Here is a 26,527-nt window from a genome sequence, read left to right as displayed (position 1 = left end):
CCTAAAACTCTCTTTCTATCATTTCTTTCATTATCTTAATTAATCCCTCAGAATTTTCATCTTCTAAAATCATAATCGCCTCTCTTCCTAAAGCTTTTGCTTGAGAAATTGCATCATTTAATGAATCTGTTCTTTCCATTTGTTGTTTTATCCAAAGAGCATCTTCTTCATTTAACTCTTTTTTGAAAAGCGATTCTAATTTTGTCTTATCATCTAGTCTTTGGTGTAATAATAAATATGGAATAGTAGCTTTTCCTTCTACAAAGTCAAACATTGCAGGTTTCCCTAAAGTAGCTGAGTCTTGAGTGATATCTAAAATATCATCAATCATTTGAAAAGCAAGACCTAGATTTTTTCCATAAAGAGCATATTTTTCTTCATCTTTATTTGCTAGTATTGCAGCACTTGCAGCACTTGCTTCTATAAGCGAAGCAGTTTTTTTATAAATCATATCAAGATATAATTTATAATCAGTATTAAAAGTTTCGGTTAAATCAATATCCATCATCTCACCAATACTTAATTTAGTAACGGCACTTGAGATATTGTAAGCAACTTTTCTATTCATTTGTGAAAGTTCAGTAAAGGCTTTAGAGTATAAGACATCCCCAAACATAATGGCAGTTTTTGCATCATATAAGGCATTTACAGAAGGACTTCCTCTTCTAGTAGTTGCTTCATCTATAACATCATCATGTAAAAGTGATGCAGCATGGATCATCTCAACTATTGCACATAGTTTTATAGACTCTTCATTTACTCCTGCAATTTTAAGTATTAGTTTAGACCTTAACATCTTTCCAGTTGCTAAATGCCCAAAAAGCTCTATACTTTTTTCATCATCACATTCTTTTATAAACTCTAAAATTCTATCTTTTACTATTTTTAACTCTTCCACTAATAAATACCTTATGAATCTAATCTACAAATAATTTCACCAGTAAACTCAATATATAAATCATCTTTTACATTAGACACCTCATCTAAGTTTTCTAAAACAAAAGAGTTTATATCTTCATTTACATCATAGTTCTCACCCTTGTCTTTTGATAAAAGTAATTCCATCGCTGCATATTTTTCCAATATTTTATCTAACTCATCATCTACTATTTCACTTGATGCATGTCTAAGCACATCTAAAAATTTTGATTTAGGTGTTCCAAATAAAATATCATCCATACTATTTTTCTAATCTCACTCTTACAGATTTTGCATGAGCTGTTAGCCCTTCTGTATCTGCAAGCAATGCACAAGCTTCACCAAGCTCATCAATAGCTTCTTGTGAAAAACTTATTATTGAAGATTTTTTCAAAAAGTTTTCCACATTTAATGGACTATAAAACTTAGCTGTACTTCCAGTAGGAAGTGTATGATTTGGACCTGCAATATAATCACCTATTGGTTCAGGTGTATTTTTACCTAAGAAAATAGCTCCTGCATGTTTGATTTTTGGAAGTAGCTCAAAGGCATTGTTTGTCATAATTTCTAAATGTTCTGGTGCTATTTCATTCATATATTTTATAGCTTCTTCCATTGAAGATGCAACTATAATCACACCTCTTTCATCAATAGATTTTTTAGCTATATCTTTTCTACTTAGTTCTTCTAAAAATCTATCAACTTCTATTGAAGTTAATTCTGCTACCTTGTCACATGTTGTTATCATAATAGAACTAGCCATTTCATCATGTTCTGCTTGTGAAAGTAAATCAATAGCTAAGAATCTTGGATTTGCACTAGCATCACTTAAGATTCCAATTTCACTTGGACCTGCTATCATATCAATATTCACTTCACCAAAAACTAGCTTTTTAGCAGTTGCAACGAATATATTTCCTGGACCAGTTATAACATCTACTTTAGGAATAGTTTCAGTTCCGTAAGCCATAGCAGCAATCGCACTTGCTCCTCCTACTTTGAAAGCCTTTTTTATTCCACAGATATGACATGCAGCTAAAAGTAATTCATTGATTTCATCATTTGGAGTTGGAGTACATACAACTATCTCTTCAACACCTGCAACGATTGCTGGAATTGCATTCATAAGTAAGCTACTTGGATATGCTGCTTTCCCACCAGGAATATAAAGCCCTGCTCTATCAACAGCACTTACTTTTTGTCCTAGGATACTTCCATTCTTTTCAAAGTCAATCCATGATTTTGGAAGTTGTTTTTCATGGTAAGCTTTAATTCTATCATATGCAATATGAAGTGATTTTCTTAATTTTTCATCAATATTTTCATAAGCTTTTTTCATATCATCAATAGATATTTCTAAATCGCTATCTTGCTTTACTTCCCATTTGTCAAATTTTAAAATATGCTCTTTTATAGCAGAATTTCCATTTTCAACAATCTCATCAATAATATTTGTAACTATTGCAGAAACACCTTTTATATCTGTTTTTGCTCTTGCTTGTATATTTTCAAACTCTTTTTTAAAATTTGAATCTGTAGTATTTATTATTTTCATTTAGTCCTCATTTACACTTGCTTATTAATTCTTTAATAATATCTTCCATATCTCTAGCTTCCACATCAACTATTACATCAGATACTTTTTCATACTCTTTAATTCTTGTTTCATAAAGTTTTTTTGCTTCATCAAGATTTTTAAGAAGTGGTCTTTTATCTAGTTTTTGTTTTGCATTTGGAGCATCATTAATTCTTTTTAGAATACCTTCAAAAGATGATTTCAAATAAACAACTTTACCAATGCTTTTGATATTCTCTTGTCTATAAAATCCACCACCTGTAGATATAACAGTGTTTGTAATTGATTTTTCCAACCATAAGGCACATTGTTTTTCTAAGTCTCTAAAATAAGGTTCACCCTCATCTTTGAAAATTGTTTTAATTTTCTTTTTTGTGATACTCTCTATTAAGTCGTCTGTATCAATAGAAAATCTACCACTAGATTTAAACAAAGCTCGTGCAATGGTACCCTTACCTACACCCATAAAACCGATTAGTATAATATTGTTTTTATTCATAACTTGCGATTATATCTAAATAAAATTAAAACTTTAAAGAATAGGCAAATAAATGAGGAAATTAGCACCTTTATATTTTTTATTTTCCCACTCAAACTCTTCATTTCTCACTTCAATTTTTCCATTAATATGGTTTTCAATAATTTGATGAGTCATGTATAAACCAATACCAGTACCATTACTTTTATGTTTTGTAGTAAAGTATGGTTCAAAAACTTTATCGATTATATCCTTTGGAACTCCGCCTGCATTATCTTTTATTGATAAAACTAAATATTTGTCTTCTTTAAAAACATCAAAAAATATAAATTTATTTTCATTCGCATTATTTAAATTTAAGGCATCTTTTGCGTTATTAAATATATTAACAGTTGCTTGAATTAATTCATTAAGATAAGTATTTATCTCTAAATTTTCACACTTATTATTTGTAAAAATTGTAATTCCATTATCTTTTAAAGTACTATTTATCAGATTTTTATTTTTATCAATGATAAAAGTTGATGTAACCCGAGTCTTTTCTTTATCTGATTTATAAAAATTTCTAAAATCATCTATAGTTTGAGACAAGTATTGTGCTGATTCATTCATACTATCCAATGAAGAAATAATATTTTCTTCATCATATTTACCTACCATAAGTTTTAGTTTTAATCCTGTAGATACTGCACTAATAACACTTAATGGTTGTCTCCATTGGTGTGCAATATTTCCAATCATCTCACCCATTGCTGCCATTTTTGATTGTTTGAAAAATAACATCTCTTTTTCTTTTATATCTCTTAAGTCAATTAAACTTATAACATAAACAGCTTTTCCTTCAATAGAAGTTGTTTTTACTTTTATTAAAGAAGGAATTATATTATTGTCTTTATCTTTTATGTTTATTTCAAAGGGCTCATCTTTTGTATATAAATTTTTTATAATCTCTCTTCTTGAAGTACTTTCAAGATAGTTTAAAATATTTTTTCCTATTAACTCTTTTTTTTCTTTGTATCCTAAGAGTGCTACAGCATTTTCATTTGTGTCTATGCAAATATTTTTTTCAATCACAAAGATCGAATCCATAGTTGAACTAAGAAGCATTTCAAAGCTCTTTAAAGTTTGTTCTAACTCTTTTTGCATTCTTTTAAATTGATTATTACTCTCTTTTAATTTATTTCTTTGCTCTTCTATTTTCTTATTTTTATTAATCAACTCTTTTTGTCTATAACTAATAAGAAGTATCACTCCTAAAAATCCAATAGTAACTTTCCATAATAAAGAGTAATCAATACCCTTATCAAACTTTATATTTACCCATTTATTTAGTATTTCTTGCTTTTTATCTTCTGGAAAACTTTCTATACTTTTATTAAAAATTTCCAATAATTCCAAATCGTCTTTTCGAACGCCAATACTTAAATTTAAAGCTTCATCAAATTTTCCTACAATCTTAAGTTCACTTGTAAAATCTTTTTGAATTTTATATCCAACAACAGACAAACAATCAATATATCCAAAAACCTCACCTGATAGTACTTTCTCTAATCCCTCTTCAATTGAATTTACTTCAACAATATTATTGTAATTATATTTTTCTTTTAAAATATCAGTAATTGCATAGTTTTTTACTACAGCTAATTTTCTTTTTCCTATGATTTTTTTTACATCAGGAATAAATAACTCATCATTTTTTGTAACAATAACAAAATTTGAAGAAATATATGGTTTTGTGAAATTAATATATTTCTCTCTATCTTTCGTATCCATTGCAAGGGAAAGAATATCACACTCTTTTTCTTTTATTTTTTTTAAACTTTCACTCCAACTATTTGTAGGCACTAAAGTAATTGGTATGTGGAATATACTTTGAAAATAATCCATGTACTCTTTACTTATGCCAATATATCTACCATTTTGTATTTTCTCTAAAGGCATCCAATTTGGGTCAATACAGACATTTATTTTCTTTTTATTTTCTAAATACTCTTTATTTTTGGTACTTAAAATATCATTTTTTTTATAATAATTTTTTTTAAATACAATATCTTTAATCGTAACCTTTTTACTTAAATTAGAATCTTCTAATTTCTTAAGTATACTTCCAATAAATTCACTTCTAATGCTACCTATTTCATATATATCTGGCATGATTAGCTTTTCAATTTCATTTGCTTCAAATAATAGGGCATCTTTTGATTTTAGTTTTGAATATTTATTATAAATAATATCAACAATCTCTTTTTTATGTGCAAAGGCATATTTCCAACCTTTATTTGTAGCATCAATAAATTTTCTTATTTTTTCAGGATTCTTTTCTACAGTACTTTTTAAGGCAAATAAATTAAGACTAAAAGTAGCTAAGTCATAATTTGAAGGGTCAATTATATTATAAGGGATTTTTGATTTTTTGATTTCATATAATTCATTTGATAAATATGCAGTTATAATATCTGCTTTGCCATTTATAAAATCTTCTGAAGAGAAACTATGGGGTTTAATATTCTTAAAGTCACTTTTTTTAATTGAAAACTTTTTAAGTAGTTCTGATAAAATAGATTTCTCTAACTCATTTTTACTTGCCATTATGGTTTTATTTTTAAAATCATATGGAGTAATAATATCTTGCTTTGCCACAAATACTAAGGCAGATTTTTTCATATAATTTGCTAAAAGCATTAAAGGTTTTTTATCATTATAATATTCAAATAATGATAAATCAAAAATAGCAAAATCAGCTTTTTTGTTTATTACATCGTCAATTACATTTGTATTTTTTGTAAACTCTTTTATATCTACATCAAGCCCAATATCTTTGTAATATCCTTTTTCATATGCTGTTATAAAACCTGCAAATTCAAATTGATACTTCCAATTTAATTGAAGAGATACTTTTTCTAATTCTTTTGAAAAAAGAGTAGAAGATAAGAATAATAATATTAGTAGTAATTTATTTATTTTCATTAACCGCCATTCTAGTAAATTTAAACTTAAAGATATTTGTTTTTATACCTATTTTCCATACTTTCATTACCTAAAATCCCACCTTGGTGTATATACAAAATTTTACTGTCTTGAAAAGCTTTTGATGATATTAAAGTAAGCCAACCCAAACTATCATAAAGTAAATCAAACTCAATATTTGTTTGTCTTAGAAGATTTAAATGTATTTCATAAAACTCTTTATAAAGCTTTCCAAAATGATATTTCTTTTTGGTTTTTATTATTGTAGGGTGTTTTGATTCATCAGAGTTAAGCTGCAAAAACTGTTTTTTAAGATAGATTTCATCTCCTACACAAGGACAAGTTAATACCTCTACTTCTAAATGTTTTTGTAAAAAAAGTGCAGTTGTTCCTGTACCACTTGGCAAAAACACTTTTAAATTTTCTTTTTCGTTTTCTTTTATCCAAGTGTTTATTTCATGGGCTAAAATCTTTATACCATATTCAGCCTCTTTTACTCTTCCACCCTCTTCTATATATACAAAATCTTTTTCATCTTTTAAAATCTCTTGTTCTACATACTCTTGACTAGTCAAATCATCTTTTTGTATTTCTATTATATTTGCACCATTTTTTAATGCCTCTTTATAATTACCTTGGGGATTCTCTTTTAAAAAAGAAGCTATGTGTGAAACATAAAAATCTAGTTTTACATTTTTTATTTTTGCTAAAACAGACAAGGAGTATAAAGAGTTTGCCTGAGGCGAACCAAAAGATATGATTTTTTTGATATTTTTAAAATCTTGATTTAAAAAATAGTAAAATTTTCTTGCTTTATTGCCTGAGAACTCTTTACTTAATAAGTCATCTCTTTTTAAAAAAACTTGATGATTTTCAAAATTTATTGAGTCAATTCTTGAGTTTATATATTCCATTAAACTTATTATACTAAAATAACTAAAAAATTTGGAGTAACTAATGGATTTAATGCAATATGTTGATAAGGGTGGAATTATTGTTTATATTCTTATCTTTTTAAACATCATAGGATTTACTATTATTATTTGGAAATTCTTAACACTTCCAAGAAAAAATGCCATGGTAAAAAAAGTAAGAGATAAAGTAAATACTCAAAATCCACTTACAATATATGCTCAAATAGAATATGAAGTAAAAAAATTAGAAACTGGATTAACATATATAAAAAATATAGCTTCAATTGCTCCACTTCTAGGACTTTTAGGTACAGTTTATGGAGTATTTAAATCTTTTGAAGCAATTACAAAAAATGGACTTGGAGATCCAAGTATTTTTTCTAATGGTATCTCAATAGCCTTAATTACTACAATTGCAGGTCTTATTGTTGCAATTCCACACCATATTGCGTATAATCACTTTATTTCACAAATTGATGCCATAGAACTAAAAGCAAAAAAAGAGATTGTTAAATCATGAAAAGAAGAGAATCCTTAGGTATGGATTTAACACCTATCATTGATGTGGTTTTTATTTTACTTATATTCTTCATAGTAACTTCTGTATTTAAAAAAGAAGAATTAGCTTTAGTTTTAGATTTACCAAAATCAAATGCAAAAGAAACAGAAGTATCAAAAGATGAGATATTTATTGAACTTTCACCTACAAAATTAGCAATAAAAGGAATAGAAGTTTCTTTTGAATCATTAGAAGACAATCTAAAACAAATAAAAGATAAAACCAAACCACTAATAGTCAGAATCGATGAAAAAGTTCAATATAAAAGAGTAGTAAGAGTTTTAGACTTATTACAAAAATATGATTTAAATAATTTAGCACTGATAACAGAAAAACAGAGCTCAGATTAGTAGAATAAATAATTATTTTTTTTGTTCTTTATAAAATAATTATTTTATTTTTGCTATTATTAATAAAAAAACTTCCGAAATATCGAAGTAAGGTAATCTATGATAAAAAAATATTCAGATGAAATAATTCTTATTTTATTAATACTAATAATTTCTCCTATCTTAATTGAACTTAATTTATTTGAAAAAATATACAACTTCACTCGTGATTATGAAAAATATAAATTAGATGAGTTTTTTTTAATCTTTATTTCCATTTTGATTGCCTTGTCACTTTATGCACTCAAAAAAGTTAAAGATTTAAAAAAAGTTAAAAAAGAACTTATTTCAATAAATGGAATTGATACTCTTACTAAATTAGAAAATAGAAATGCATTTTTAAATATTAATGAAAGTGAATATAAATATGTAGTTCTTTTAAATGTTATTGATTTTGGTGTTTTTAATAAGTATCTTGGATTTAAAAAAGCTGATAAACTTCTAGTAATGATTGCAAACGAATTAAACTCTATAATAAAAGAGAATTTAGAAGTAAAACTTTATAGAATCTATGGAGATGAATTTGCATTTTATTCTAATGAAAGCAACATTGAACATTCTATAAAAAGGATAAAACTTCTATTTGAAAAAAAATCTTTTAATCTTGATAAAAACGAATTCACTATACACTTAAATTTTGCCTATTCAGAAAGAGCACCTAAATATCTTACTGCTCTTTCTGCACTAAGATATGCTAGAAATAGTATCCATAAAAGTATTTATCACTATAATGAAGATATTGATATAAAATCAGACTCATTAGAGATGTTAACTACACTAGAAAATGGATTTAAAGATAAAAGAGTAATTCCTGTTTACCAAGCAATTCATGATAATAAAAATAAACTAACATATAAATATGAAGCTTTAGTTAGAATAAAAGAAAAAGACATCTTATTAAGTCCTTACTTATTTATTGATGTGGCAAAAAAGTTTAAACTTTACCACAAAATTACCAGAAATATTTTTGAACACACATTTAATGACTTTAAGGATTTAACAGATGAGTTTTCGATTAACTTATCTTATATTGATGTTATAAATCAGCATACCAATGAATTTATATTTAAAATGCTTGACTCTCATCCAAATATTGCAAATCGTTTGACAATAGAATTTTTAGAAACAGAAAATATAATGGATTATGAGTTTTTGATTCAATTTACAAATCAACTAAGGCAATATGGTACTAAAGTTGCCTTAGATGACTTTGGTTCAGGATACTCTAATTGGAACAATATTCTAAAACTAAAACCTGACTATCTAAAAATAGATGGTAGTCTTATTCAAAACCTTGTAAATAATCAAAATAATATCAATATCATAAAACTAATTGTTGAATTTTCTAAAATTAATGGTATCAAAACTGTTGCAGAATTTGTTGATAATGAAAAACTTGCACAATTAATTATTGATTTGGGTATTGATTATTCTCAAGGCTACCTTTATGCTCAACCAAAAGAAAAACACTTAATATGGAAAAATTAATGCACTAAACTTTCTATTTTTTTATTTATATTCACAATTAATATATATGTTAATCATATTCTTGATAGAATTAAATAGTTTTAAATTATTCTGGGAGGTTTAAACTTGAAAAATAGACTTAGTTTAGTAAAAATAATTTCACTTATATTTTTATATGCTTTTTTTGCAACTGGCTGTACCGAAAGTACAACTAATAAAAAGAAGCCAAAAGAATATACACACTTTTATCCTTCTGAAAGAATTAAGACAGATATAGATAGAAATGAGACTGTATATGTTCCTGTATATTCTCATGTTTATACATCTGATGAAAAATATGAGTTAATGGGAATTACACTTAGTATTAGAAATACTGACTTTAACCAAAATATGTGGATAAATAAAATATCTTATTATAGTACAAAAGGGGAACTTCTAGAAGCATATGTTTCAAAACCTCATATATTAAAACCTATGGCTTCAATTGATTTTGTTGTTGATTTAAATGACATAAGAGGTGGATCAGGAGCAAACTTTATTGTGGAATGGGAAGGTTCAAAAACTCTTTCAAATCCAATAGTTCAAGCTGTTATGGTTAATAACTCTGGAAATAAAGCATTTTCTTTTATTACTAATGGGGAAAATTTAAAATAAACAATGTAACTTCTAATGTAGTTTAAAATGTGTTTTAGTTTAATTAATATTTACTATAAAGGGAAGGAAATACTAAAATCTTACTAGTGTAAGATCCGTATTATAAAGGTGGTACCGCTAGTCGGACTTGAACCGACAAGACCGAGGTCACCGGATTTTGAATCCGGCGTGTTTACCAGTTTCACCATAGCGGCACACAAGCTAGTATGTAAACTAGCTTGGGATTATATATTTTTATATATTAGTTTTTGTTTAAAGCTTTCAAATCTGTGTATGCAATTTCTAATCTTGCAATCATTGATTCCATTCCAGCTCTTAACCATTTTCTTGGATCATAGTAAGATTTGTTTGGTTTATCTTCACCATCAGGGTTACCAATTTGCCCTTGTAAGTAGTCGTGATTTTTGGCTTCAAATGCTCTTACACCATTCCAAAATGACCATTGAGTATCTGTATCAATATTCATTTTAATTACACCATATTCAATAGCTTCTCTTATTTCTTCTAATGAAGAACCAGATCCACCATGAAATACAAAATTTACAGATTTTGCAGGAAGATTAAATTTTTCAGAAATAAACTTTTGAGAGTTATCTAAGATTTTAGGACTTAAAATAACATTTCCTGGTTTGTAAACACCATGTACATTACCAAATGATGCAGCAATAGTAAAATGAGGTGATACCTCTTTTAATTGCTCATATGCATAACACACTTCTTCAGGTTGCGTATAAAGTAGAGCATTATCAACATCACTATTATCAACACCATCTTCTTCACCACCAGTGATTCCAAGCTCTATTTCAATCATCATATCAATAGTTTTCATTCTTTTAAAATATTTAACACAAGTGCTAATATTCTCTTCTAAGCTCTCTTCTGAAAGATCAAGCATATGAGAAGTAAAAAGAGGTTTACCATGTTTTGAATAAAATGACTCGCCAGCTTCAATTAAACCATCAATCCAAGGTAAAAGTTTTCTAGCAGCATGATCTGTATGTAAAATAACAGGTACTCTATAAGCTTCTGCTAAAGCGTGAACATGCATAGCTCCTGAAATTGCACCATATATTCCTGCATTATTATCTTTTAAACCTTTACCAGCAAAAAATTCAGCTCCACCATTTGAGAACTGAATAATAATTGGTGAATTAACTTTTGCAGCAGCTTCTAAAACTGCATTAACTGAATCTGTACCTACAACATTAACAGCAGGTATTGCAAAAGAGTTCTCTTTTGCATATTCAAAAAGTTTATGTGCTTCACTACCACTTAAAACACCAGGCTTAACAATATCTAAAACTGACAAATTTTTCTCCTATTTACTTGATAATTATTTTTGCATCTTTTTTAAGTTTTTCAACTTCTTCTTTAATCATTTTTCCATATTTTTCTTGAACAATCATTTTAGTTATATTAGCTTTAACTTTATCAAAAGGCAAGATTTGAGAAACTTCTTTATTCTCTAAATAAATTACATGATAACCAAATTGTGTTTTAACTGGTTTTTTAGTGTATTCACCTTTTTTCAATTTTAATGCAGCTTCTGAAAACTCAGGTACCATTTGTTTAGCTTGGAATTTTCCAAGATATCCACCTTTTGTTTTTGTTGGCCCTATTGAGAATTTTTTTGCTAACTCTTCAAATGAACCTTTTTTATTTTTTGCAATATTAAGTTTTGCAATAATATCATTAGCTTCTTTTTCAGTTTTAACTAAAATATGACTAGCTTCTAAAGTATCAGGTGTTTTAAATTTCTCTTTATTTTTGTCATAAAAACTTTTTTCTTCTGCATCAGTTGCTTTTACTTTTGCATACTCTTTTTGCATCCATAATTCTAATGCTAAATCTTCTTTGATTTTTGATAATGCATCTTTATATTTTTCATCTTTTTCTATACCACTTTTAACAGCTTTTTGTGTTAATAGTTTTTTTTCAATTAATTGACTAATAACTTTATCTTTTGTCTCTTTTGGTAGATTTTCAAATTGAACATTTTGTCCTCTTAAAAGTTGCGCAACATCTTGTGTTGTTACATCTTCACCATTAACAGATGCGAAAGTTTCAGCTGCACTTAATGTTGTAGCTGTCAGTGCGAAAGCTGTAACAATACTTAAAATCGTTTTTCTCATATAAAATCCTTAAATTTGTTATAAAAGATATTTTACCAATTTTTTATTAATATATAGTTAATGGCCTTATCATAATAAATATGCTCAAAAAGAAATTTAACAATTTTCCTTAAAAACCCTTTAAATTTGAAATTATTTATGATATAATTCGCGAAAATTAAATTAAACTTAAGTTTAACATAAGAAAGTAAGGGATATAAATGAGAATTTTAATTATCGAAGATGAAATTACGCTTAACAGAACACTGCAAGAGGGCTTGACTGATTTTGGTTATCAAGTTGACTCAGCAGAAAACTATAAAGATGCAGAATATTTTATAGATATCAGAAATTATGACTTAATATTAACCGACTGGATGCTACCAGATGGTGATGGAATTGAGTTATGTAAAATTGTTAAAAACAGAAGTAGCAGAACAGCAGTTGTTATTATCTCAGCTAGAGATGATAAAGATAGTGAAATCGAAGCATTAAAAGCAGGTGCTGATGATTACATTAAAAAACCATTTGATTTTGATATTTTACTTGCAAGAATTGAAGCAAGATTAAGATTTGGTGGAACAAACATAATTGAAATTGATGAATTATCAATCAATCCTGATGAAGAAAAAATTCTTTATGCTGGAGAAGAAATTGAATTAAAAGGTAAACCTTTTGAAGTATTAACTCACTTAGCTAGACATAGAGATCAAATTGTTTCTAAAGAACAATTACTTGATGCTATTTGGGAAGAGCCAGAATTAGTTACTCCTAATGTAATTGAAGTTGCAATTAACCAAATTAGACAAAAAATGGACAAACCATTAAATATCTCTACAATTGAAACAATTAGAAGAAGAGGTTATAGATTCTGTTATCCAAATACTGATGACGAACCTACAGCTTAATTAAAGAATTAAAAAGTGAATTTTAAAAGCATTTATAAACAGTTTTACCAAAAACTTATAATTGCTACTTCACTTTTTATAATCACTCTTTCATTTTTATTCTACGGTTATACAAAAGCTACAATTTATGAAGGTATCAAAGAAAGTCTTTTCAATGATGCCAAAATAATCTATCAAATAAGTGTTAACAACGAACAAACAGAAGATAACTTCAATATTATTACAAACTCTGGAATTATTGTAGATATTGTTACCATAGAAGATCTTACCGAAGTTAAGTATAAAGATTATCGACAAGATGACAAATATTATATTGAAATCTTATATCCATTTGATATTAAAAATCATAAATTTATTAAAATAATAAAAAATGTTGACTATGCAATTTCAATGCTTAATAAAATATTTAATAATGTAATATTACTTTCTATTGGTGGATTAATTATGGTTGTTTTATATGCATTTACAGTATCTAAAACTTTACTAAGACCTATTATTCAAATAACTGATAAATTATCAAATATGAATGAAAACTATTTAACAAAAATAGATAAAAATGGACTGCCAATAGAATTTCATCCACTAGCAAACTCCATTAATAAACTTACAAATAGAATACAAACCTTTGTTATGTTTAAAAAAGAGCTTTTTGTTGGTGCTGCCCATGAACTTAAAACTCCTCTTGCTGTTATGAAACTAAAAAATGAAGTAACACTTATGAAACAAAGAGAAGCAGAAAAATATCAAGAAACTTTAAAATTAAATATACAACAAATAAATGATATGAATAAAATGATCTCTTCTATTTTAGATATAGGTAGACAAGAAGGTGCTCAATTTGAAAAAGCAGAAGAGTTAGATTTAGTTCAATATATGAAAAGAAAAGCAAATGACTTTAGAATGTTAAGTGCTGAAAAAAGAGTAACAATAACATATTATGCAAGTGTAAATAACTTTTATACCTCTATTCAACCAACACTTTTTAATCAAATACTACAAAACTTTATGCAAAATGCTATTAAATTTACTCCTGTAGATAAAAGTATAGCAATAGTGTTAGATAGAATAAATGATAAAGCTGTATTAACAATAACTGATGAAGGTATTGGTATTGATGAATCAATGGATTTGTTTGCTCCATTTAAGAGATTTGGGGAAGAAAGTGGTGCTGGACTTGGACTATTCTTAGCAAAAAATGCTGCTGATGCCTTAGGCGCTAATATTACATTAAAAAATAGAACAGACGGCAAAAGTGGGACTGTAGCAATAATAGAATTACTAAACAATCCACACTTAAAAAATCTAACTAAACTTAAAACAGAGTCGCGTGCTCTATTTTAGTACATTTATTTTGTACTACTTTCATACCTGCTTCTTCAGCTTTTTTAGCAGCTTCATTATTTACAAGTCCCAACTGAGTCCATACAGTATCAATATCTCCTCTTTTTATACAAGCATCCACAACAGAAGCTATTGCAGCTGGTTTTCTAAATATATCAACCATATCTATTTTAAAAGGTATCTCTTCTAAACTTCTATAAACCTTTTCCCCTAATATAGTCTCTTCTTTTGGATAAATTGGTACTATTTTAAAACCAGCATTTTGTAAATACCTAGCAACCATATTACTAGCTTTACTAGTATCAGGAGAAAGCCCTGCTATTGCTATTGTTTTAGTATTATTAAATATCTCTTTTATCTCTTCATTATTTGAATTAACAGTTGGAAATTCACACTCCATATTAGTCCTTTTATTTATTATATATATTTATAAATTATTATAGCAAATAAAAAACTAAAGGCAAAAATTAATCTATTAAATTGTTTATGAATTTTTATTAATCCAACTAATTATTCCATCAAGAGTTTTAAAATCACTTGTGGATCTAACAATTAGATTTGAATCTAACTTTTGAACCATTTTACTAAGAGCCTTACCTGGTCCTAATTCTAAGATAACATCACATCCAAATTCTAATAAAGTTTCTAGTGTCCCTTCCCATTGTATAGTTTGTGATATTTGCTTTGATAAAGTTTCAATTGCACTAGTTTTATCATGTATGAAAGTATTATCAATACTTGAAACAGCAGGTATAATTGGATTTTTGAAATTACTTTCTTTTAATGCTTTGTTAAAATTTTTACTTGCAGATTTTAATAAAGGTGTATGAGATGCCAAATATACACTTAAAGGCTTAATAATAGCACCCTTTTCAAAAGCAAAAGATTTAAAATTTTCTAAATTTTTAATCTCTCCTCCAATAATAAAATGCTTATCTACATTTATAATTGATATAAAAGCATTTGCTTTTTTGCATAAATCCTTTACTATATTTTGAGGTAAATTTTGGCAACTCAATAATGAACTTTTTTCTTTATTTGCTAAATCCATGAGTTCCGCTCTTTTTCTTGCCAAAAGAATAGCTTCCTCTAACTCTAATGATCCATTACATCCATAAACACTTAGTTCTCCTAAACTGTATCCTGCAAAAATCGAAGAAGGAATTATTGAATTTTTTATCGCGTTATATGTGGCAATTTGTGTTGCACAAATCAAAGGTTGAGCTAAACTATTTTGAAAAATATCTGTTGATTCATCCAAAGTAAATAAATCAATATTTAAAATATCACTTGCTTTATTTATAATATTTTTTGCAATTTCATTTTCTTTTAAAAAATCAAGCATAGCTAGATTTTGACTTCCTTGACCAGGACATAATATTCCTAATTTCATATATTCTCCTTTTCAAGACTATAAACAAAATAACTTGAAGCTAACAAATCAGCACTACCACCAGGAGAAAGGTTTTTTGAAATAAATTGTTTATGTATTTTAAATACTTTATTTTCCCAATTTTTTTGAAAGACTCCACCCTTGTTCAAAAAATCTCTTGAGATTTTTTGAACAAATAGTAAGCCATCTTTCCCACCTCTATGAACAATATTTGTATCAGAAAGGTTTTTCATAAGGATAAAAAGTGTTTGCATTAAACTAGCTTCTTCCTTTTTTGAGGTAATCATTGTATTTTTTAGTACTGGCAAAGCAAGCTTTGTAATGGTTAAAAATCCATTTGCTGCTTCATATCTAGCTCCGTTATAGCCATATTTTTCTTTTACTTTTTGTCCATTTGATATTGGATTTTTATTTGGATTGTCATAGTTTAAAATTATATCTCCCCAATTTTCTTTTATGACTTTAGAAAGGTTTTGTGAGTTAAAATCTATTTTCTTAGAATATAATAATCCAACTCCTGCACACAAAATTCCTAATGAAAAGATTGCACCTTTGTGAGTATTGATACCATTCGTGGCTCTTAACATCTTTTTTTCAGCTTCAATTCCTAAAAATTGAAGATATGAAAAATCTGCATTATTACTTCCAGCTAAGGTTATTTTTTTGAAATAATTTCTCAAAGAAAAGATACTTCTCATAAAAGTAATAGCATCCATATCTTTATGACTTCCCGTATCTATAAAACTTACAAGTCCTGGCTTATGACTCAAACTCAGTTCTTTGTATAAACTTCTTATTGCAAAGAGTCCTATTTTATAAGTAAATTTTTTGTCATTAATACTTATTTTATGATTTAACTTTGACATTTAAACTAACCTTTAATTGAGTTAATAAAATCTGCTTTATTTTCTAAAGAGACTTTATTTAATCCTTTAACAATAATATTATCATCATCATCATTTAACAACTCTTTCCACGAACATGCACTTTCACAAGGAAGCTCAATTTCACCATCAATTTTTAAAGGATATTTCTTCATCCATTCTTTTAAATATTCTAAGCCCTTTTCTAATTCAAAAAAAGTTTTAGGCTTCCATAATAAATCCACATCAGAGTTTTCTGTCATGTATTTTTGCCCAATAATACTTTCCCACATTGAAGAACCAAAGACAAACAACTCAACACCTAAAGATAAAAATGAATCAACAAGTTCTTTTAAAGGAATTTGCCATTTCTTTTCTATTTTTAAAAGAACTTGAGAAAGTTTTACAGGACTAGTTTTTTTAGAAATAGAGTTAGTATTTACAATCACTCCAACTCTTTTTTTGCCCTCTTCTAAGGGTAATAAAAAAGCTAGATTTGTATTATTATCATTATTATCTAATTGTCTTGTAACAATAAATGGATTATTTTTATTAATCCAATTTAAGATAATACTTTTATCACTAAAACTACTTATTAAAAATTCATTTGATTTACAATAATTTTCATCTAACCAAACTAAATCATGTCTTCTCATTTAAATTGTTTCTTCCACTAAATTAGAAACTTTCAAAGTCTCTATTCTCCCATTTCTCTTAGTTCCTAAATCTCTTCTCTCATCCTTTGGACTTTGAGAATTAATTGTAGTCATAAGTAATGTTGTCAAGTCTTCACTTTTATCCCATAAAGCTTCTAAGGCACCCATAACAAAATAGTTATTTACATTTGTATCAAATAGAGGTGATGTTTCACTTAGACTTTCAAGTTTTTCTAAAGGAATTTGTGTGATTCTAGACATAGAAGGTAAATTCATAACACCTATTGAAGCACTATTTAGTGCATAACAATGGTCTGCCAGTAAATTTGTACACAATGCTCCACCACTAACAGCTTGATTTCTTACAATACTAATAACTTTATGCCCATTTAGTCTAGCTAACTCTATACTCTTAGATAAATGTGCCAAATATAAATTAATCCCCAACAATTCATCATGATGGCTTAATTTTTGTCCCAAAGTATCCACAAGAAGTAAAATAGGTTCTTTATTGTTTTTTTGAATAATCTCTAATATTTTACTTGATAAACTTAGTACTATTTCATTTCCAATATAAGTATTATTTTCTGTTCCTAAAATAAAAACTTTTTGAGTTCCTAATTCTCCGACTCCATGAAAGACTTCATTTTCATCAGTAACTAAAAACTTATCTTTAAACAATAATGTAAGTAATTCATTTTTATTCATTATAGTTTCCTTTTATTAATTCTAAAAAAGAGTTATTATCAAGTAAAGGTATTGAATCAATATTTTTTATATTTTTCATTTCCCAAATATCTTTTGCATCACTTGCCTTCTCGTAATCTTTCATATCTTTAGCCAATTTTTGATGTTCTTTTAACATATCATCTAGATTTATTTCTGCATTGCGATTTAAATTTACTAATTCAATGGCAACTTTTCTAAAATCTTCTTTTGTATCAGATACTATATACTCAACTAAACCCATGATAAATCTATGTTTACCACCTAAAGTTCGCCATACTAAAGGTTTATCTTTTGAATCAAACTCTTCAACCCCATGTACTGTTTCTATAACTTCAGGACCAGATAGACCTAATCTTCCCTCTTCATTCATAACAATAGTATTGCAACAACCTGCAACAATTCCCATTCCACCAAAACATCCATTTTGACTTCCTACGATTGCATATACAGGAATATTGTGACTTCTTACTTCAAAAATAGCTCTCATTATTTCTGAAATAGCTATTAGCCCTGCATTTGCTTCATGCAATCGCACTCCTCCTGTATCAATTATAAAATATACAGCAGATACTTTATCTTTAATAGCTTTTTTCAAAAGTCCTAATATTTTTGCTCCATGAACTTCACCTACTGTTCCACCCATGAATTTACCCTCTTGAGAAGCTATTAAAACTGGTTTTTTATCTATCTTAGCTTTTCCGATTATTACTCCATCATTAAAAGAATTAACAATGTCAATTTTTTTTAAATGTGGACTTTGTATTTTTAGTTCAGAGGGAAGTATCTCTTCAAATGAATTTTCATCAATTAAACTATCTATTCTTCCCCTTGCATTTGATTCATAAAAACTAATCATATTTATTTCCTTTAAACTTTTCTACTGCTTGTTCTAATCTTAGACTTACTACAGAAGGAGAAGCTCCACTATCATTGATATACACATTTGCATTAGTTAGTTGATATTTTGAAAAAAAATCTTCAACTACACATTTCCAAATATTTCCATATCCAACTTCGGATGTCACAACTTCACATTTACAAATATTGTCATTATTTTTTTCAATTAAAACTTCTAAATTTCCTGAAGAAACAACACCCACTAATATAGGTGAACTATCATAAGAATTTGTTCCTGTAGAAGATTCAAAATTTAAAGACTCCATATATAACTCCTTATTTTATTTTTTACCAATTTCTAAATTTCTTAGGTGGTTCATATAATCCACCTGAAGCCCGAACTAAATCTTTTATTGATCTTGCAGCTAATAAATTTCTACTTGCTTGTAATTTATTAACACCTAAATCTTCTGCATAACGAACTACACCTCTATCTCTTAAGGCTTTTGCCATTTTCTTATCTCTTGATAATCCCATAGGTGTATAACCAGCAACTGCTTTTATTGCTTCTTCTCTTTCTTTCATATTTTCACATAAAAGTAAATTTGCAATACCCTCTTCTGTAACTATATGTGTTACATCTTCTGAGTAAATCATTACAGGAGGCAATGCCATATTTGAATTTTTTGCCAATTCTATTGCATCAAGTTTTTCAACAAAAGCATATTCCATTTGTTGTCTATATGTTTCTACTATTTGAACTACAAGTTTTTTACCTACTGGAAGTGGATTTACTCGTGACTTATCTTCAGCTCCAACTCTTAGCCAAGTATCACTTGCATGTCTACGACCTGCTGCATTTGAACCCATATTTGGAGCTCCACCAAAACCTGCAATTCTAGTACTTGTTGCAGTTGAACTATTTCCATAGTGGTCAATTTGTAAAGTCGAACCAATAAACATATCAACTCCATACAATCCAGCTAGTTGAGAAAAAGTTCTATTAGATCTTTTTGAACCATCTCTTCCTGTAAAGAAAATATCTCTTCTTTGTTCAATATATTTTTCCATTCCTATTTCAGATCCTGGACTATGAATAGATTTTATAAATCCAGCTTCAATAGCAGGGATAAGCGTTGGATGAGGATTTACTGTCCAATGGGAACAAATTTTACCTTTAAGATCTAACTCTTCCCCATAAGTAGGAAGTAATAACTCAATCGCTGCTGTGTTAAAACCAATTCCATGGTTTAATCTTTGAACTCCATACTCTGCATAAATACCTTTTAATGCCATCATTCCCATTAAAACTTGCATTTCAGTAATTTGAGCAGGGTCTCTTGTAAAAAGAGGTTCAACATAGTTTGGATATGGACTTTCAATAACAAAATCAATCCAATCACCTGGTATATCAACTCTTGGTAATTCATCAACAAGTTTGTTTACTTGAGCAATTACAATTCCATTTTTAAAAGCAGTTGCTTCTACTATAGTTGGAGTTTCTTCAGTATTAGGACCTGTATACAAATTCCCATTTCTATCCCCCGCTTCTGCTGTTATTAAACATATATTTGGAGTCAAGTCTAAAAAATATCTAGAATACAATTCTATATATGTATGAATTGCTCCAATGCTTATTTTTCCTGCATTTGCAAGTTTTGCTAAGCGTAAAGCTTGAGGTCCAGAAAAAGAGAAGTCTAGTTTACTAGCTATTCCTTTTTCAAAAACATCAAGATGCTCAGGAAGTGCAACAACCGATTGCAACATATGTAAATTATTGATTTTTGAGCTATCAACTGAAGCTAATGTACGAGCAAGAAAGTCTGCTTGTTTTTGATTATTCCCTTCTAAACATACTCTATCTCCAGATTTAATAACTGTTTCAAATAATAATTTTGCATCACTTGCTTTTACAACTTTCCCATCACTAATACTTTTTGCACTACTTATAATTTTTTGTTGATTTATTAACTTTGAATTCCATTTATTTTCTTCCATAAAAACTCCTTATTTTATTTGACCCATCATTTTATCTGGCAACCAAGTAACTATTTCTGGGAATATACTAAATAAAACAATTGATAACATCATGATAATTACAAAAGGTAGTGCACCTTTTAAAATTGTTGGTAAACTAACATTTGGAGTAATTCCATTAATAACATATAAATTTAATCCTACAGGTGGTGTGATTAATCCTATTTCCATATTAATTGTTAAAATAACTGCAAACCAATAAGGATCAAAACCAACTGATGTAATAATAGGTATTAAAATAGGAGCTGTCATTAATATAACTGCAACTGGAGGTAAAAAAAATCCTGCAACAAGTAAAAATATATTAATAATTGCTAATAAAAACCATTTATTTACACCTAAAAGAGTAATCCACTCTGCTATAGATTGAGTAATATATAAAGATGATAATGTGTAACTAAATAATGCAGAGGCACCAATAATTAACATAATCATTGTACTTTCTCTCATACTTGATTTTAAAATATTCCAAATCTTTTTTATATTCCACATTTTGTATATCAAAACTACAAAAATCAAACAAAATAAAGCTCCTACTCCTGAAGCTTCAGATGGTGTTGCAAGTCCCCCATATAATATATATAAAATTGCAAAAACTATAAATCCAAATGGAAGTACTTTTGGCAATAGTTTTAATTTATCCATAAATGTATAATTGATTAATTTAATATTTATATTATTCTTTTTATTGTGTCTTGAAACATAAAATATTGACCATGCCATAAATGACAATGATAATAAAATACCAGGTACAACACCTGCTACAAACAATCTTCCTATAGAAGTTTCTGTTGCTACTCCATACACAATCATCGTAACACTTGGTGGTATTAAAATACCTAATGTTCCACCAGCAGCAATCGATCCTGTTGAAATTGCGTCAGGGTAACCTTTCTTTTGCATTTCAGGTATTCCCATTTTTCCAATAGCTGCACAAGTTGCAGGTGATGAACCACTAAGTGCAGAAAAAATAGTACAAGCACCAATATTTGCTATAACCAATCCTCCGGGAATTCGATATAACCAACTATCTAAAGCTTTATACAAATCTTTTCCTGTAGGAGAAGAAGAAACAGCGGTTCCCATAAGTATAAACATGGGAATAGCTATAAGTGCAAATTCACTTAAACTTTCATACATCATTTCTCCAACACCTAAAAGACTTGAAGGTCCATCAAAAAAATATAAAAATACTACTGCTACAAAACCTAAACCAAAAGCAATAGGTACTCCAGAAGCTAAGACTACAAGAGTTACAAAAAATAGTAATAATGCTATTTCTAATGGTGACATTTATTCTCCTTCTTTATAGTCTATATATATGCATTTTTTAAATCTAATTAAAGAAAAAACATTCAATAATAATTGGATACTTAATCCCGTAACACCAATAACTAATGATAATAATGGAATCCATAATGGAGGTGCCCACGCTGACTCACTGTGCCAATCTTCTACATAAGTTTCAATAAAATATTCCCAACTACTATAAAATAATATAAGAACAAATGTTAAAGAAATAAGTGTAGAAATGATTTCTAATATCCACTTATTCTCACCTAGTGCATTTGGTAATAAATCCACATTTACATGTCCATTCGTTAATAATACATAAGGACTACCTAACAAGGTTGAAGCTACTATTGAGAAAACAACAAATTCTGTTTCCCAAATAGTAGAACCTCCAATAAAATAACGAATGTATACCATTTCTGTAACGACTAAACAAGCTAAAAATAGCATTAATACTGCTAGCATTGCTGTAAAAGTTGTCACATACTGATTTAATTTAAGAATTAAATTCCACATAACATTCCTTACAATTATTCAACTGATCTAGCTTCTTCTATTAACTTAGCTCCATTAGGAACTTTTGTAGCAAAAGATTTATAAGAAGTCTCTGCTGCTATTTTTTTCCATTTATCAGCTTGTTCTTTTGACATATAAACAACTTTTACACCAGCTTTTTTAAATGTACTAACAAGTTTATCATCTAAATTTTTCGCTTCTTTTTCGAAATATGTTTCAGCTTTTTGCCCAGCTTTCATTAAAGCTTCTTGTTGTTTGCTATTAAGTTTTTTCCAAGTTTTCATTGATATTAAAATAGGCTCATACATAAACCATAAGGCATTATCTCCTGGTGCTGTAAGACATTTAACTTGCTCATAAATTCTATATGATACAAAGCTTCCAGAACTTGTATTTGCAGCATCTAGAACACCAGTTTGTAAAGCTGTGTATATTTCAGAACTTGCCATTGATGAAATAGAAGCTCCTGCTCCATGAAGCATCTCTTCAAAATTTGAACCTGCTGCTCTAATTACTTGACCTTTTACATCATCTGGTTCTAAAATACAATTTTTAGTAGATACAAAACCACCTGCTAACCAACTATCAGCTAATACTTTTGCTCCTGCATCATTTATAACTTTTTTGATATCTTTCATAAATTGAGAATTATTAATTCTTTTAGCATGATCATGATTTTTTATAAGTCCTGGCATTAATGTAGCACTAAATTCTGGATGTCGCCCCCCAGCATAATCCAAAGGTAAAGCTGTCATATCTAATCTGCCTTTTACTAAAGCAGACCATTGTTCTTTTGGTTTATACAATGATTTACTCGGATAAATCTTTATTGTTAAGCCAACATTTGCTTTTTCAACTTCATCAGCAACTATTCTTACCATCTTATCTCTAACATCTTTGCCTCCACCTGGCCATTGATGAGATAATTTTAAAACCTTGTCTCCTGCAAGTAATACACCAACACTTAATATTAATAATACACTAATCTTTAACATGTTTTCCCCTTTGTATTTATGTATACAATTATTAACTTTATGTATACTAGAAAAAAATCTTATCAAAATAAAATATACATGTCAACAAATTTTTATTCAATTTTGAGCTTATTGCATACATATTGTTAAATTATGTATAATTTGCTATACTAATGCTACGATACTCAGAAAAAAGGAAAAAATTGCAACAAAAAAATGAATTACCAATGGCACAAATTATTAAAAATAAAATAGAAGAAATGATTATAAATAATGAATTAGTAGCTGGTACAAAGTTAGAAGAACTAGATCTAGCAAATCAATTTAATGTTTCAAGAACTCCAATAAGAGAAGCTTTGCGTAATCTAGAAGCTTCACAGTTAGTCACAATCATCCCTAAAAAAGGTGCTTATGTCAGCGAAATTAGTGTTCAAAAGCTAATTGAAATCTTTGAAGTTGTAGCTGAACTTGAATCTTTATGTGCAAAATTGGCTTCAAGAAGAATTTCTGAGAAAAATTCTAAACTTCTTTTAAGTGCATTAGAAAAGTGTCAAAAGGCGTATGATGATAAAAATATTGATAAATACTTTATTGAGAATTTAAATTTTCACAAAATAATTTATGAATCTAGTCATAATGATTTTTTGATAACACAAATGAACCAATTAAAAACAAGATTGTTGCCATTTAGAAAAGTTCAACTAAGAGTAAGAAATAGAATGGAACTATCTATGAATGAACACAAATTAATTACAGATGCCATTTTAAATGGAGAGGAAACCTTAGCTCAAGAACTAATGAGAAATCATGTTTTAATACAAGGTGAACTTTTTACAGACATGGTTGCCTTATCATTTGTGAATAAATAGCTATTACTAACATCATTTATGTATAAATTTATTGAATTCGACTTTTATGTCTGAATTCAATAAATTTTTATAAATGTACCTAAAAAGTAAGATTTATTTTTTGCCAATAAAACTTTTTTCTTCTACTTCTTCTAAAATTTTACTTGCAATTTTTTGTGTTTTTTGTGCAATTTCATTACTTAGATTAGCAACACTAGCATTCTTTTGTGTTTGTTGATCTAAACTAGTAATAGCGTTATTTATCTGTTCTATTCCAAATTTTTGTTCTTTACTTGAAACTTCAACATTTTCAATTAATCCAAGAGTTTGGGTAATATTATTTTTTAATTCAAAATAACCTTTAATCATCTCTGTTGAAATTGTTTTACCTTCATTTGCTTTTATAGTCGCTTTTTCTACAAGTCCTTTAATCTCTTTTGCAGCTTCAGCACTTCTAGATGCTAAATTTCTAACTTCTGCTGCAACTACTGCAAATCCTTTTCCTGCTTCTCCTGCTGTTGCTGCTTCAACTGCAGCATTTAAACTTAGAATATTAGTTTGAAATGCTATTTGGTCAACTACTGTAATTGCTTCACTTATTGCCACAACTTGTGTGTTAATGCTATCCATAGACAAGCTTGTTTTATTTGCTAATTCTTCACCATCCTTAGCAGATTCTGAAACTTTATTTGCAAAAGAAACCATTTCTAAAATATTGTGAGTACTAGCAGTAATATTTGAAGTAATTTCTTCTATAGCAGCAGCTGTTTCTTCTAAAGAAGCAGCTGACTCATTTGAAGAAGTACTAAGTGTAGCAACATTTTTCAAAAGTTCTTTTGCAGAATTTTCTAAATCTAATCCATTATTCATATTATGAATTAACATTTCATTGATGGTATCAGCTAAAGAGTTTAAAGCTTGGGCAACTTTACCATCAGCATTTTTTATTCTATGTGTAAAATTCATATTTTTAAGTTCATTTAATACCTCATCAACTTCATTTAAATTGTGATGAATTTTATTTGAAATAGAATCAAGCATAATATTAAAAATATTTTTTAACTCTTCCAATCCTTCATTATCAGTTTTTCTTGTAACTCTTGTACTTAAATCTCCTGAATTTACATCTTTTACAATATTTTTTACATTATTAATAACTTCTTCATCTTGGTCAATTAAAAGTTTTGTTTTTTCAATATTTTCATTTACAATATTTGCCATCACTCCAATTTCATCTTTGTTAGTAACAACTATTTTTTCTACACTTTTTGTTTCTTTATTTAAATAAGAAAAAAAGTTTAGCAATCCATTTTGAAAAGATGATAAAGGTCTATTAATTTGTTTATTCACAAAATACATTACAAAAATAGTAATAAATACTGAAACTATTAATGCAATAGTTAAGATAATCCATGAAGTAGAGATTATATTCTTATTTGCTTCTTTTCGCATTTTTTCAATATGTGCGTCAATTTCATCTGTATATGCTCCTGTTCCTATCATCCACTGCCACTCATCAAAACCAATTCCATACCCTAATTTTTCATATAGTTTTTTATCATTTGGCTTAATAAAATTATATTTTACCAATCCCCCATCTTTTTTTGCTAAGATAATTAGATCCCTTATATGTGCAGATTTCATAAAGTTCTTACCAACATTTTGAGGTTTTATCGGATGCATTACATTATTTCCATTATAATCATATATGAAAAAATATCCATTCCCATTTTTCCCATATCTCATTGACTTAATAGTTTCTAATGCTTTTTGCTTTAATTCTTTAGTAATATTGTCTAAATTATCGCCTATCTGATTATTATTTTTTGCGTTTAGCAATTCTTGATATTGCTTTTCAACTACATCTCTCGCAAATTTAACATATGATTTTAACTCTTTTTCTTTAACTTCATAGGCACTTTTTTTATATAATGCTATATTTCCTTTAGTTAAACTATTTAAAGAATAAATTGATTCTATTGCTATTAAACCAGCTACAATAACTATAGAAAAGACTATTACCCCTAATAGTTTAGTCCTTATCGTAATATTTTTCATTTTAACTCCGATGTTTATTTAAACAAGTATACAAATATAAA

At 27.9% G+C, this 26,527-nt stretch carries 27 protein-coding genes and 1 tRNA gene; 7 read left to right on the top strand and 21 right to left on the bottom strand.

The features are described 5' to 3' along the window. Nucleotide 1 precedes the first annotated feature (1 nt). From LXN10_RS09715 to LXN10_RS09690, 6 genes are read right to left on the bottom strand one after another with little or no spacing between them, the layout of a single operon-like run. Nucleotides 2-898, bottom strand: coding sequence for a polyprenyl synthetase family protein (locus LXN10_RS09715; protein WP_375722839.1), 897 nt, complete (start codon nt 896-898; stop codon nt 2-4). A gap of 11 nt (nt 899-909) precedes the next feature. Further along, nucleotides 910-1,179, bottom strand: coding sequence for a DUF2018 family protein (locus LXN10_RS09710; RefSeq protein ID WP_375722838.1), 270 nt, complete (start codon nt 1,177-1,179; stop codon nt 910-912). A gap of 1 nt (nt 1,180) precedes the next feature. Then, complete coding sequence (hisD, locus tag LXN10_RS09705; protein ID WP_375722837.1) at nt 1,181-2,473, bottom strand: histidinol dehydrogenase; 1,293 nt, start codon at nt 2,471-2,473, stop codon at nt 1,181-1,183. A 7-nt stretch (nt 2,474-2,480) separates the two neighbouring features. Further along, the gene (locus tag LXN10_RS09700) at nt 2,481-2,993 is read right to left on the bottom strand and encodes a shikimate kinase (protein ID WP_375722836.1); all 513 of its coding nucleotides are present in this window, start codon (nt 2,991-2,993) and stop codon (nt 2,481-2,483) included. A 33-nt stretch (nt 2,994-3,026) separates the two neighbouring features. After that, the gene (locus tag LXN10_RS09695) at nt 3,027-5,939 is read right to left on the bottom strand and encodes an ABC transporter substrate-binding protein (protein WP_375722835.1); all 2,913 of its coding nucleotides are present in this window, start codon (nt 5,937-5,939) and stop codon (nt 3,027-3,029) included. Nucleotides 5,940-5,965: 26 nt separating this feature from the next. Then, nucleotides 5,966-6,853, bottom strand: a complete 888-nt coding sequence (locus LXN10_RS09690) for a 1-aminocyclopropane-1-carboxylate deaminase/D-cysteine desulfhydrase (RefSeq protein WP_375722834.1) — start codon at nt 6,851-6,853, stop codon at nt 5,966-5,968. 43 nt (nt 6,854-6,896) lie between these two features. Between LXN10_RS09690 and LXN10_RS09685 the strand changes: the two genes are divergently transcribed. From LXN10_RS09685 to LXN10_RS09670, 4 genes are all read left to right on the top strand, one after another. Next, entirely contained in the window at nt 6,897-7,373 is a 477-nt protein-coding gene (locus LXN10_RS09685; RefSeq protein ID WP_375722833.1) for a MotA/TolQ/ExbB proton channel family protein, read from the top strand. Next, a complete protein-coding gene (locus LXN10_RS09680) occupies nt 7,370-7,762 on the top strand; it encodes an ExbD/TolR family protein (RefSeq protein ID WP_375722832.1) in 393 nt (130 codons plus the stop codon). The genes LXN10_RS09685 and LXN10_RS09680 overlap by 4 nt, the downstream gene beginning before the upstream one ends. Nucleotides 7,763-7,861: 99 nt before the next feature. Continuing rightward, nucleotides 7,862-9,289 (top strand): EAL domain-containing protein, encoded by a 1,428-nt coding sequence (locus tag LXN10_RS09675; protein WP_375722831.1) that lies wholly within the window; start codon nt 7,862-7,864, stop codon nt 9,287-9,289. A gap of 105 nt (nt 9,290-9,394) precedes the next feature. Further along, a complete protein-coding gene (locus LXN10_RS09670) occupies nt 9,395-9,922 on the top strand; it encodes a DUF3124 domain-containing protein (RefSeq protein ID WP_375722830.1) in 528 nt (175 codons plus the stop codon). A gap of 109 nt (nt 9,923-10,031) precedes the next feature. On the opposite strand, the gene LXN10_RS09665 is transcribed toward LXN10_RS09670, so the two are convergent. From LXN10_RS09665 to LXN10_RS09655, 3 genes are all read right to left on the bottom strand, one after another. Continuing rightward, nucleotides 10,032-10,116, bottom strand: a tRNA-Leu gene (locus LXN10_RS09665). A gap of 47 nt (nt 10,117-10,163) precedes the next feature. Then, entirely contained in the window at nt 10,164-11,231 is a 1,068-nt protein-coding gene (gene fbaA, locus LXN10_RS09660) for a class II fructose-bisphosphate aldolase (protein ID WP_375722829.1), read from the bottom strand. A 13-nt stretch (nt 11,232-11,244) separates the two neighbouring features. Further along, nucleotides 11,245-12,054 carry a peptidylprolyl isomerase gene (locus tag LXN10_RS09655; protein WP_375722828.1) on the bottom strand — a complete coding sequence of 270 codons (810 nt, stop codon included), beginning with the start codon at nt 12,052-12,054 and terminating at the stop codon, nt 11,245-11,247. 200 nt (nt 12,055-12,254) lie between these two features. On the opposite strand from LXN10_RS09655, the gene hsrA reads away from it, so the two are divergent. Both hsrA and LXN10_RS09645 read left to right on the top strand, forming a co-directional pair. Then, a complete protein-coding gene (gene hsrA / locus LXN10_RS09650) occupies nt 12,255-12,941 on the top strand; it encodes a homeostatic response regulator transcription factor HsrA (protein ID WP_013134419.1) in 687 nt (228 codons plus the stop codon). Between the two features lie 15 nt (nt 12,942-12,956). After that, the gene (locus LXN10_RS09645; RefSeq protein ID WP_375722827.1) at nt 12,957-14,282 is read left to right on the top strand and encodes a sensor histidine kinase; all 1,326 of its coding nucleotides are present in this window, start codon (nt 12,957-12,959) and stop codon (nt 14,280-14,282) included. Here LXN10_RS09645 and LXN10_RS09640 read toward each other — a convergent pair. The 11 genes from LXN10_RS09640 to dctP form a co-directional block, all read right to left on the bottom strand. Next, nucleotides 14,254-14,682: a CoA-binding protein gene (locus tag LXN10_RS09640; protein WP_375722826.1), complete on the bottom strand. Its 429-nt coding sequence runs from the start codon at nt 14,680-14,682 to the stop codon at nt 14,254-14,256. The two genes, LXN10_RS09645 and LXN10_RS09640, sit on opposite strands and share 29 nt — an antisense overlap. A gap of 84 nt (nt 14,683-14,766) precedes the next feature. Continuing rightward, a complete protein-coding gene (locus tag LXN10_RS09635; protein WP_375722825.1) occupies nt 14,767-15,675 on the bottom strand; it encodes an ACP S-malonyltransferase in 909 nt (302 codons plus the stop codon). Then, nucleotides 15,672-16,541, bottom strand: a complete 870-nt coding sequence (mdcB, locus tag LXN10_RS09630) for a triphosphoribosyl-dephospho-CoA synthase MdcB (protein ID WP_375722824.1) — start codon at nt 16,539-16,541, stop codon at nt 15,672-15,674. The genes LXN10_RS09635 and mdcB overlap by 4 nt, the downstream gene beginning before the upstream one ends. A 5-nt stretch (nt 16,542-16,546) precedes the next feature. Continuing rightward, a complete protein-coding gene (gene mdcG / locus LXN10_RS09625; protein ID WP_375722823.1) occupies nt 16,547-17,194 on the bottom strand; it encodes a malonate decarboxylase holo-[acyl-carrier-protein] synthase in 648 nt (215 codons plus the stop codon). Beyond that, nucleotides 17,195-17,902 (bottom strand): biotin-independent malonate decarboxylase subunit gamma, encoded by a 708-nt coding sequence (locus LXN10_RS09620; protein ID WP_375722822.1) that lies wholly within the window; start codon nt 17,900-17,902, stop codon nt 17,195-17,197. After that, nucleotides 17,895-18,779 carry a biotin-independent malonate decarboxylase subunit beta gene (locus tag LXN10_RS09615; RefSeq protein ID WP_375722821.1) on the bottom strand — a complete coding sequence of 295 codons (885 nt, stop codon included), beginning with the start codon at nt 18,777-18,779 and terminating at the stop codon, nt 17,895-17,897. Before LXN10_RS09615 ends, LXN10_RS09620 begins: the two co-directional genes overlap by 8 nt. Continuing rightward, on the bottom strand, nt 18,772-19,086 hold the full coding sequence (gene mdcC, locus LXN10_RS09610; RefSeq protein ID WP_375722820.1) for a malonate decarboxylase acyl carrier protein: 315 nt from the start codon (nt 19,084-19,086) through the stop codon (nt 18,772-18,774). The genes LXN10_RS09615 and mdcC overlap by 8 nt, the downstream gene beginning before the upstream one ends. Before the next feature lie 22 nt (nt 19,087-19,108). Next, entirely contained in the window at nt 19,109-20,758 is a 1,650-nt protein-coding gene (gene mdcA / locus LXN10_RS09605; protein ID WP_375722819.1) for a malonate decarboxylase subunit alpha, read from the bottom strand. 9 nt (nt 20,759-20,767) lie between these two features. Then, a complete protein-coding gene (locus tag LXN10_RS09600; RefSeq protein WP_375722818.1) occupies nt 20,768-22,090 on the bottom strand; it encodes a TRAP transporter large permease in 1,323 nt (440 codons plus the stop codon). After that, complete coding sequence (locus LXN10_RS09595; RefSeq protein ID WP_375722817.1) at nt 22,091-22,606, bottom strand: TRAP transporter small permease subunit; 516 nt, start codon at nt 22,604-22,606, stop codon at nt 22,091-22,093. A 14-nt stretch (nt 22,607-22,620) separates the two neighbouring features. Further along, nucleotides 22,621-23,601, bottom strand: coding sequence for a TRAP transporter substrate-binding protein DctP (gene dctP, locus LXN10_RS09590; RefSeq protein ID WP_375722816.1), 981 nt, complete (start codon nt 23,599-23,601; stop codon nt 22,621-22,623). Nucleotides 23,602-23,783: 182 nt separating this feature from the next. Between dctP and LXN10_RS09585 the strand changes: the two genes are divergently transcribed. Next, on the top strand, nt 23,784-24,449 hold the full coding sequence (locus LXN10_RS09585; RefSeq protein WP_375722815.1) for a GntR family transcriptional regulator: 666 nt from the start codon (nt 23,784-23,786) through the stop codon (nt 24,447-24,449). A 93-nt stretch (nt 24,450-24,542) separates the two neighbouring features. Here the strand turns inward: LXN10_RS09585 and LXN10_RS09580 are convergent, their stop codons facing one another. Continuing rightward, nucleotides 24,543-26,486, bottom strand: coding sequence for a methyl-accepting chemotaxis protein (locus LXN10_RS09580; RefSeq protein WP_375722814.1), 1,944 nt, complete (start codon nt 26,484-26,486; stop codon nt 24,543-24,545). Nucleotides 26,487-26,527 lie beyond the last annotated feature (41 nt).

Origin of the sequence: Arcobacter iocasae (genome assembly GCF_042214795.1) — a bacterium.
GTDB lineage: Bacteria > Campylobacterota > Campylobacteria > Campylobacterales > Arcobacteraceae > Arcobacter > Arcobacter iocasae.
Note: the sequence above shows the minus strand (reverse complement) of the source record. Positions and strands in the feature narration are given on the sequence as shown.

What these genes read in the sequence shown, in the direction of transcription:
- mdcG (WP_375722823.1), bottom strand. Translation starts at nt 17,194, where the DNA reads ATGAGAAGACATGATTTAGTTTGGTTAGATGAAAATTATTGTAAATCA.
- mdcB (WP_375722824.1), bottom strand. Translation starts at nt 16,541, where the DNA reads ATGTCAAAGTTAAATCATAAAATAAGTATTAATGACAAAAAATTTACT.
- LXN10_RS09620 (WP_375722822.1), bottom strand. Translation starts at nt 17,902, where the DNA reads ATGAATAAAAATGAATTACTTACATTATTGTTTAAAGATAAGTTTTTA.
- LXN10_RS09700 (WP_375722836.1), bottom strand. Translation starts at nt 2,993, where the DNA reads ATGAATAAAAACAATATTATACTAATCGGTTTTATGGGTGTAGGTAAG.
- LXN10_RS09595 (WP_375722817.1), bottom strand. Translation starts at nt 22,606, where the DNA reads ATGTGGAATTTAATTCTTAAATTAAATCAGTATGTGACAACTTTTACA.
- LXN10_RS09615 (WP_375722821.1), bottom strand. Translation starts at nt 18,779, where the DNA reads ATGATTAGTTTTTATGAATCAAATGCAAGGGGAAGAATAGATAGTTTA.
- LXN10_RS09640 (WP_375722826.1), bottom strand. Translation starts at nt 14,682, where the DNA reads ATGGAGTGTGAATTTCCAACTGTTAATTCAAATAATGAAGAGATAAAA.
- LXN10_RS09580 (WP_375722814.1), bottom strand. Translation starts at nt 26,486, where the DNA reads ATGAAAAATATTACGATAAGGACTAAACTATTAGGGGTAATAGTCTTT.
- LXN10_RS09685 (WP_375722833.1), top strand. Translation starts at nt 6,897, where the DNA reads ATGGATTTAATGCAATATGTTGATAAGGGTGGAATTATTGTTTATATT.
- LXN10_RS09690 (WP_375722834.1), bottom strand. Translation starts at nt 6,853, where the DNA reads ATGGAATATATAAACTCAAGAATTGACTCAATAAATTTTGAAAATCAT.
- mdcC (WP_375722820.1), bottom strand. Translation starts at nt 19,086, where the DNA reads ATGGAGTCTTTAAATTTTGAATCTTCTACAGGAACAAATTCTTATGAT.
- mdcA (WP_375722819.1), bottom strand. Translation starts at nt 20,758, where the DNA reads ATGGAAGAAAATAAATGGAATTCAAAGTTAATAAATCAACAAAAAATT.
- LXN10_RS09675 (WP_375722831.1), top strand. Translation starts at nt 7,862, where the DNA reads ATGATAAAAAAATATTCAGATGAAATAATTCTTATTTTATTAATACTA.
- LXN10_RS09710 (WP_375722838.1), bottom strand. Translation starts at nt 1,179, where the DNA reads ATGGATGATATTTTATTTGGAACACCTAAATCAAAATTTTTAGATGTG.
- LXN10_RS09600 (WP_375722818.1), bottom strand. Translation starts at nt 22,090, where the DNA reads ATGTCACCATTAGAAATAGCATTATTACTATTTTTTGTAACTCTTGTA.
- LXN10_RS09695 (WP_375722835.1), bottom strand. Translation starts at nt 5,939, where the DNA reads ATGAAAATAAATAAATTACTACTAATATTATTATTCTTATCTTCTACT.
- hisD (WP_375722837.1), bottom strand. Translation starts at nt 2,473, where the DNA reads ATGAAAATAATAAATACTACAGATTCAAATTTTAAAAAAGAGTTTGAA.
- LXN10_RS09655 (WP_375722828.1), bottom strand. Translation starts at nt 12,054, where the DNA reads ATGAGAAAAACGATTTTAAGTATTGTTACAGCTTTCGCACTGACAGCT.
- LXN10_RS09680 (WP_375722832.1), top strand. Translation starts at nt 7,370, where the DNA reads ATGAAAAGAAGAGAATCCTTAGGTATGGATTTAACACCTATCATTGAT.
- hsrA (WP_013134419.1), top strand. Translation starts at nt 12,255, where the DNA reads ATGAGAATTTTAATTATCGAAGATGAAATTACGCTTAACAGAACACTG.
- dctP (WP_375722816.1), bottom strand. Translation starts at nt 23,601, where the DNA reads ATGTTAAAGATTAGTGTATTATTAATATTAAGTGTTGGTGTATTACTT.
- LXN10_RS09635 (WP_375722825.1), bottom strand. Translation starts at nt 15,675, where the DNA reads ATGAAATTAGGAATATTATGTCCTGGTCAAGGAAGTCAAAATCTAGCT.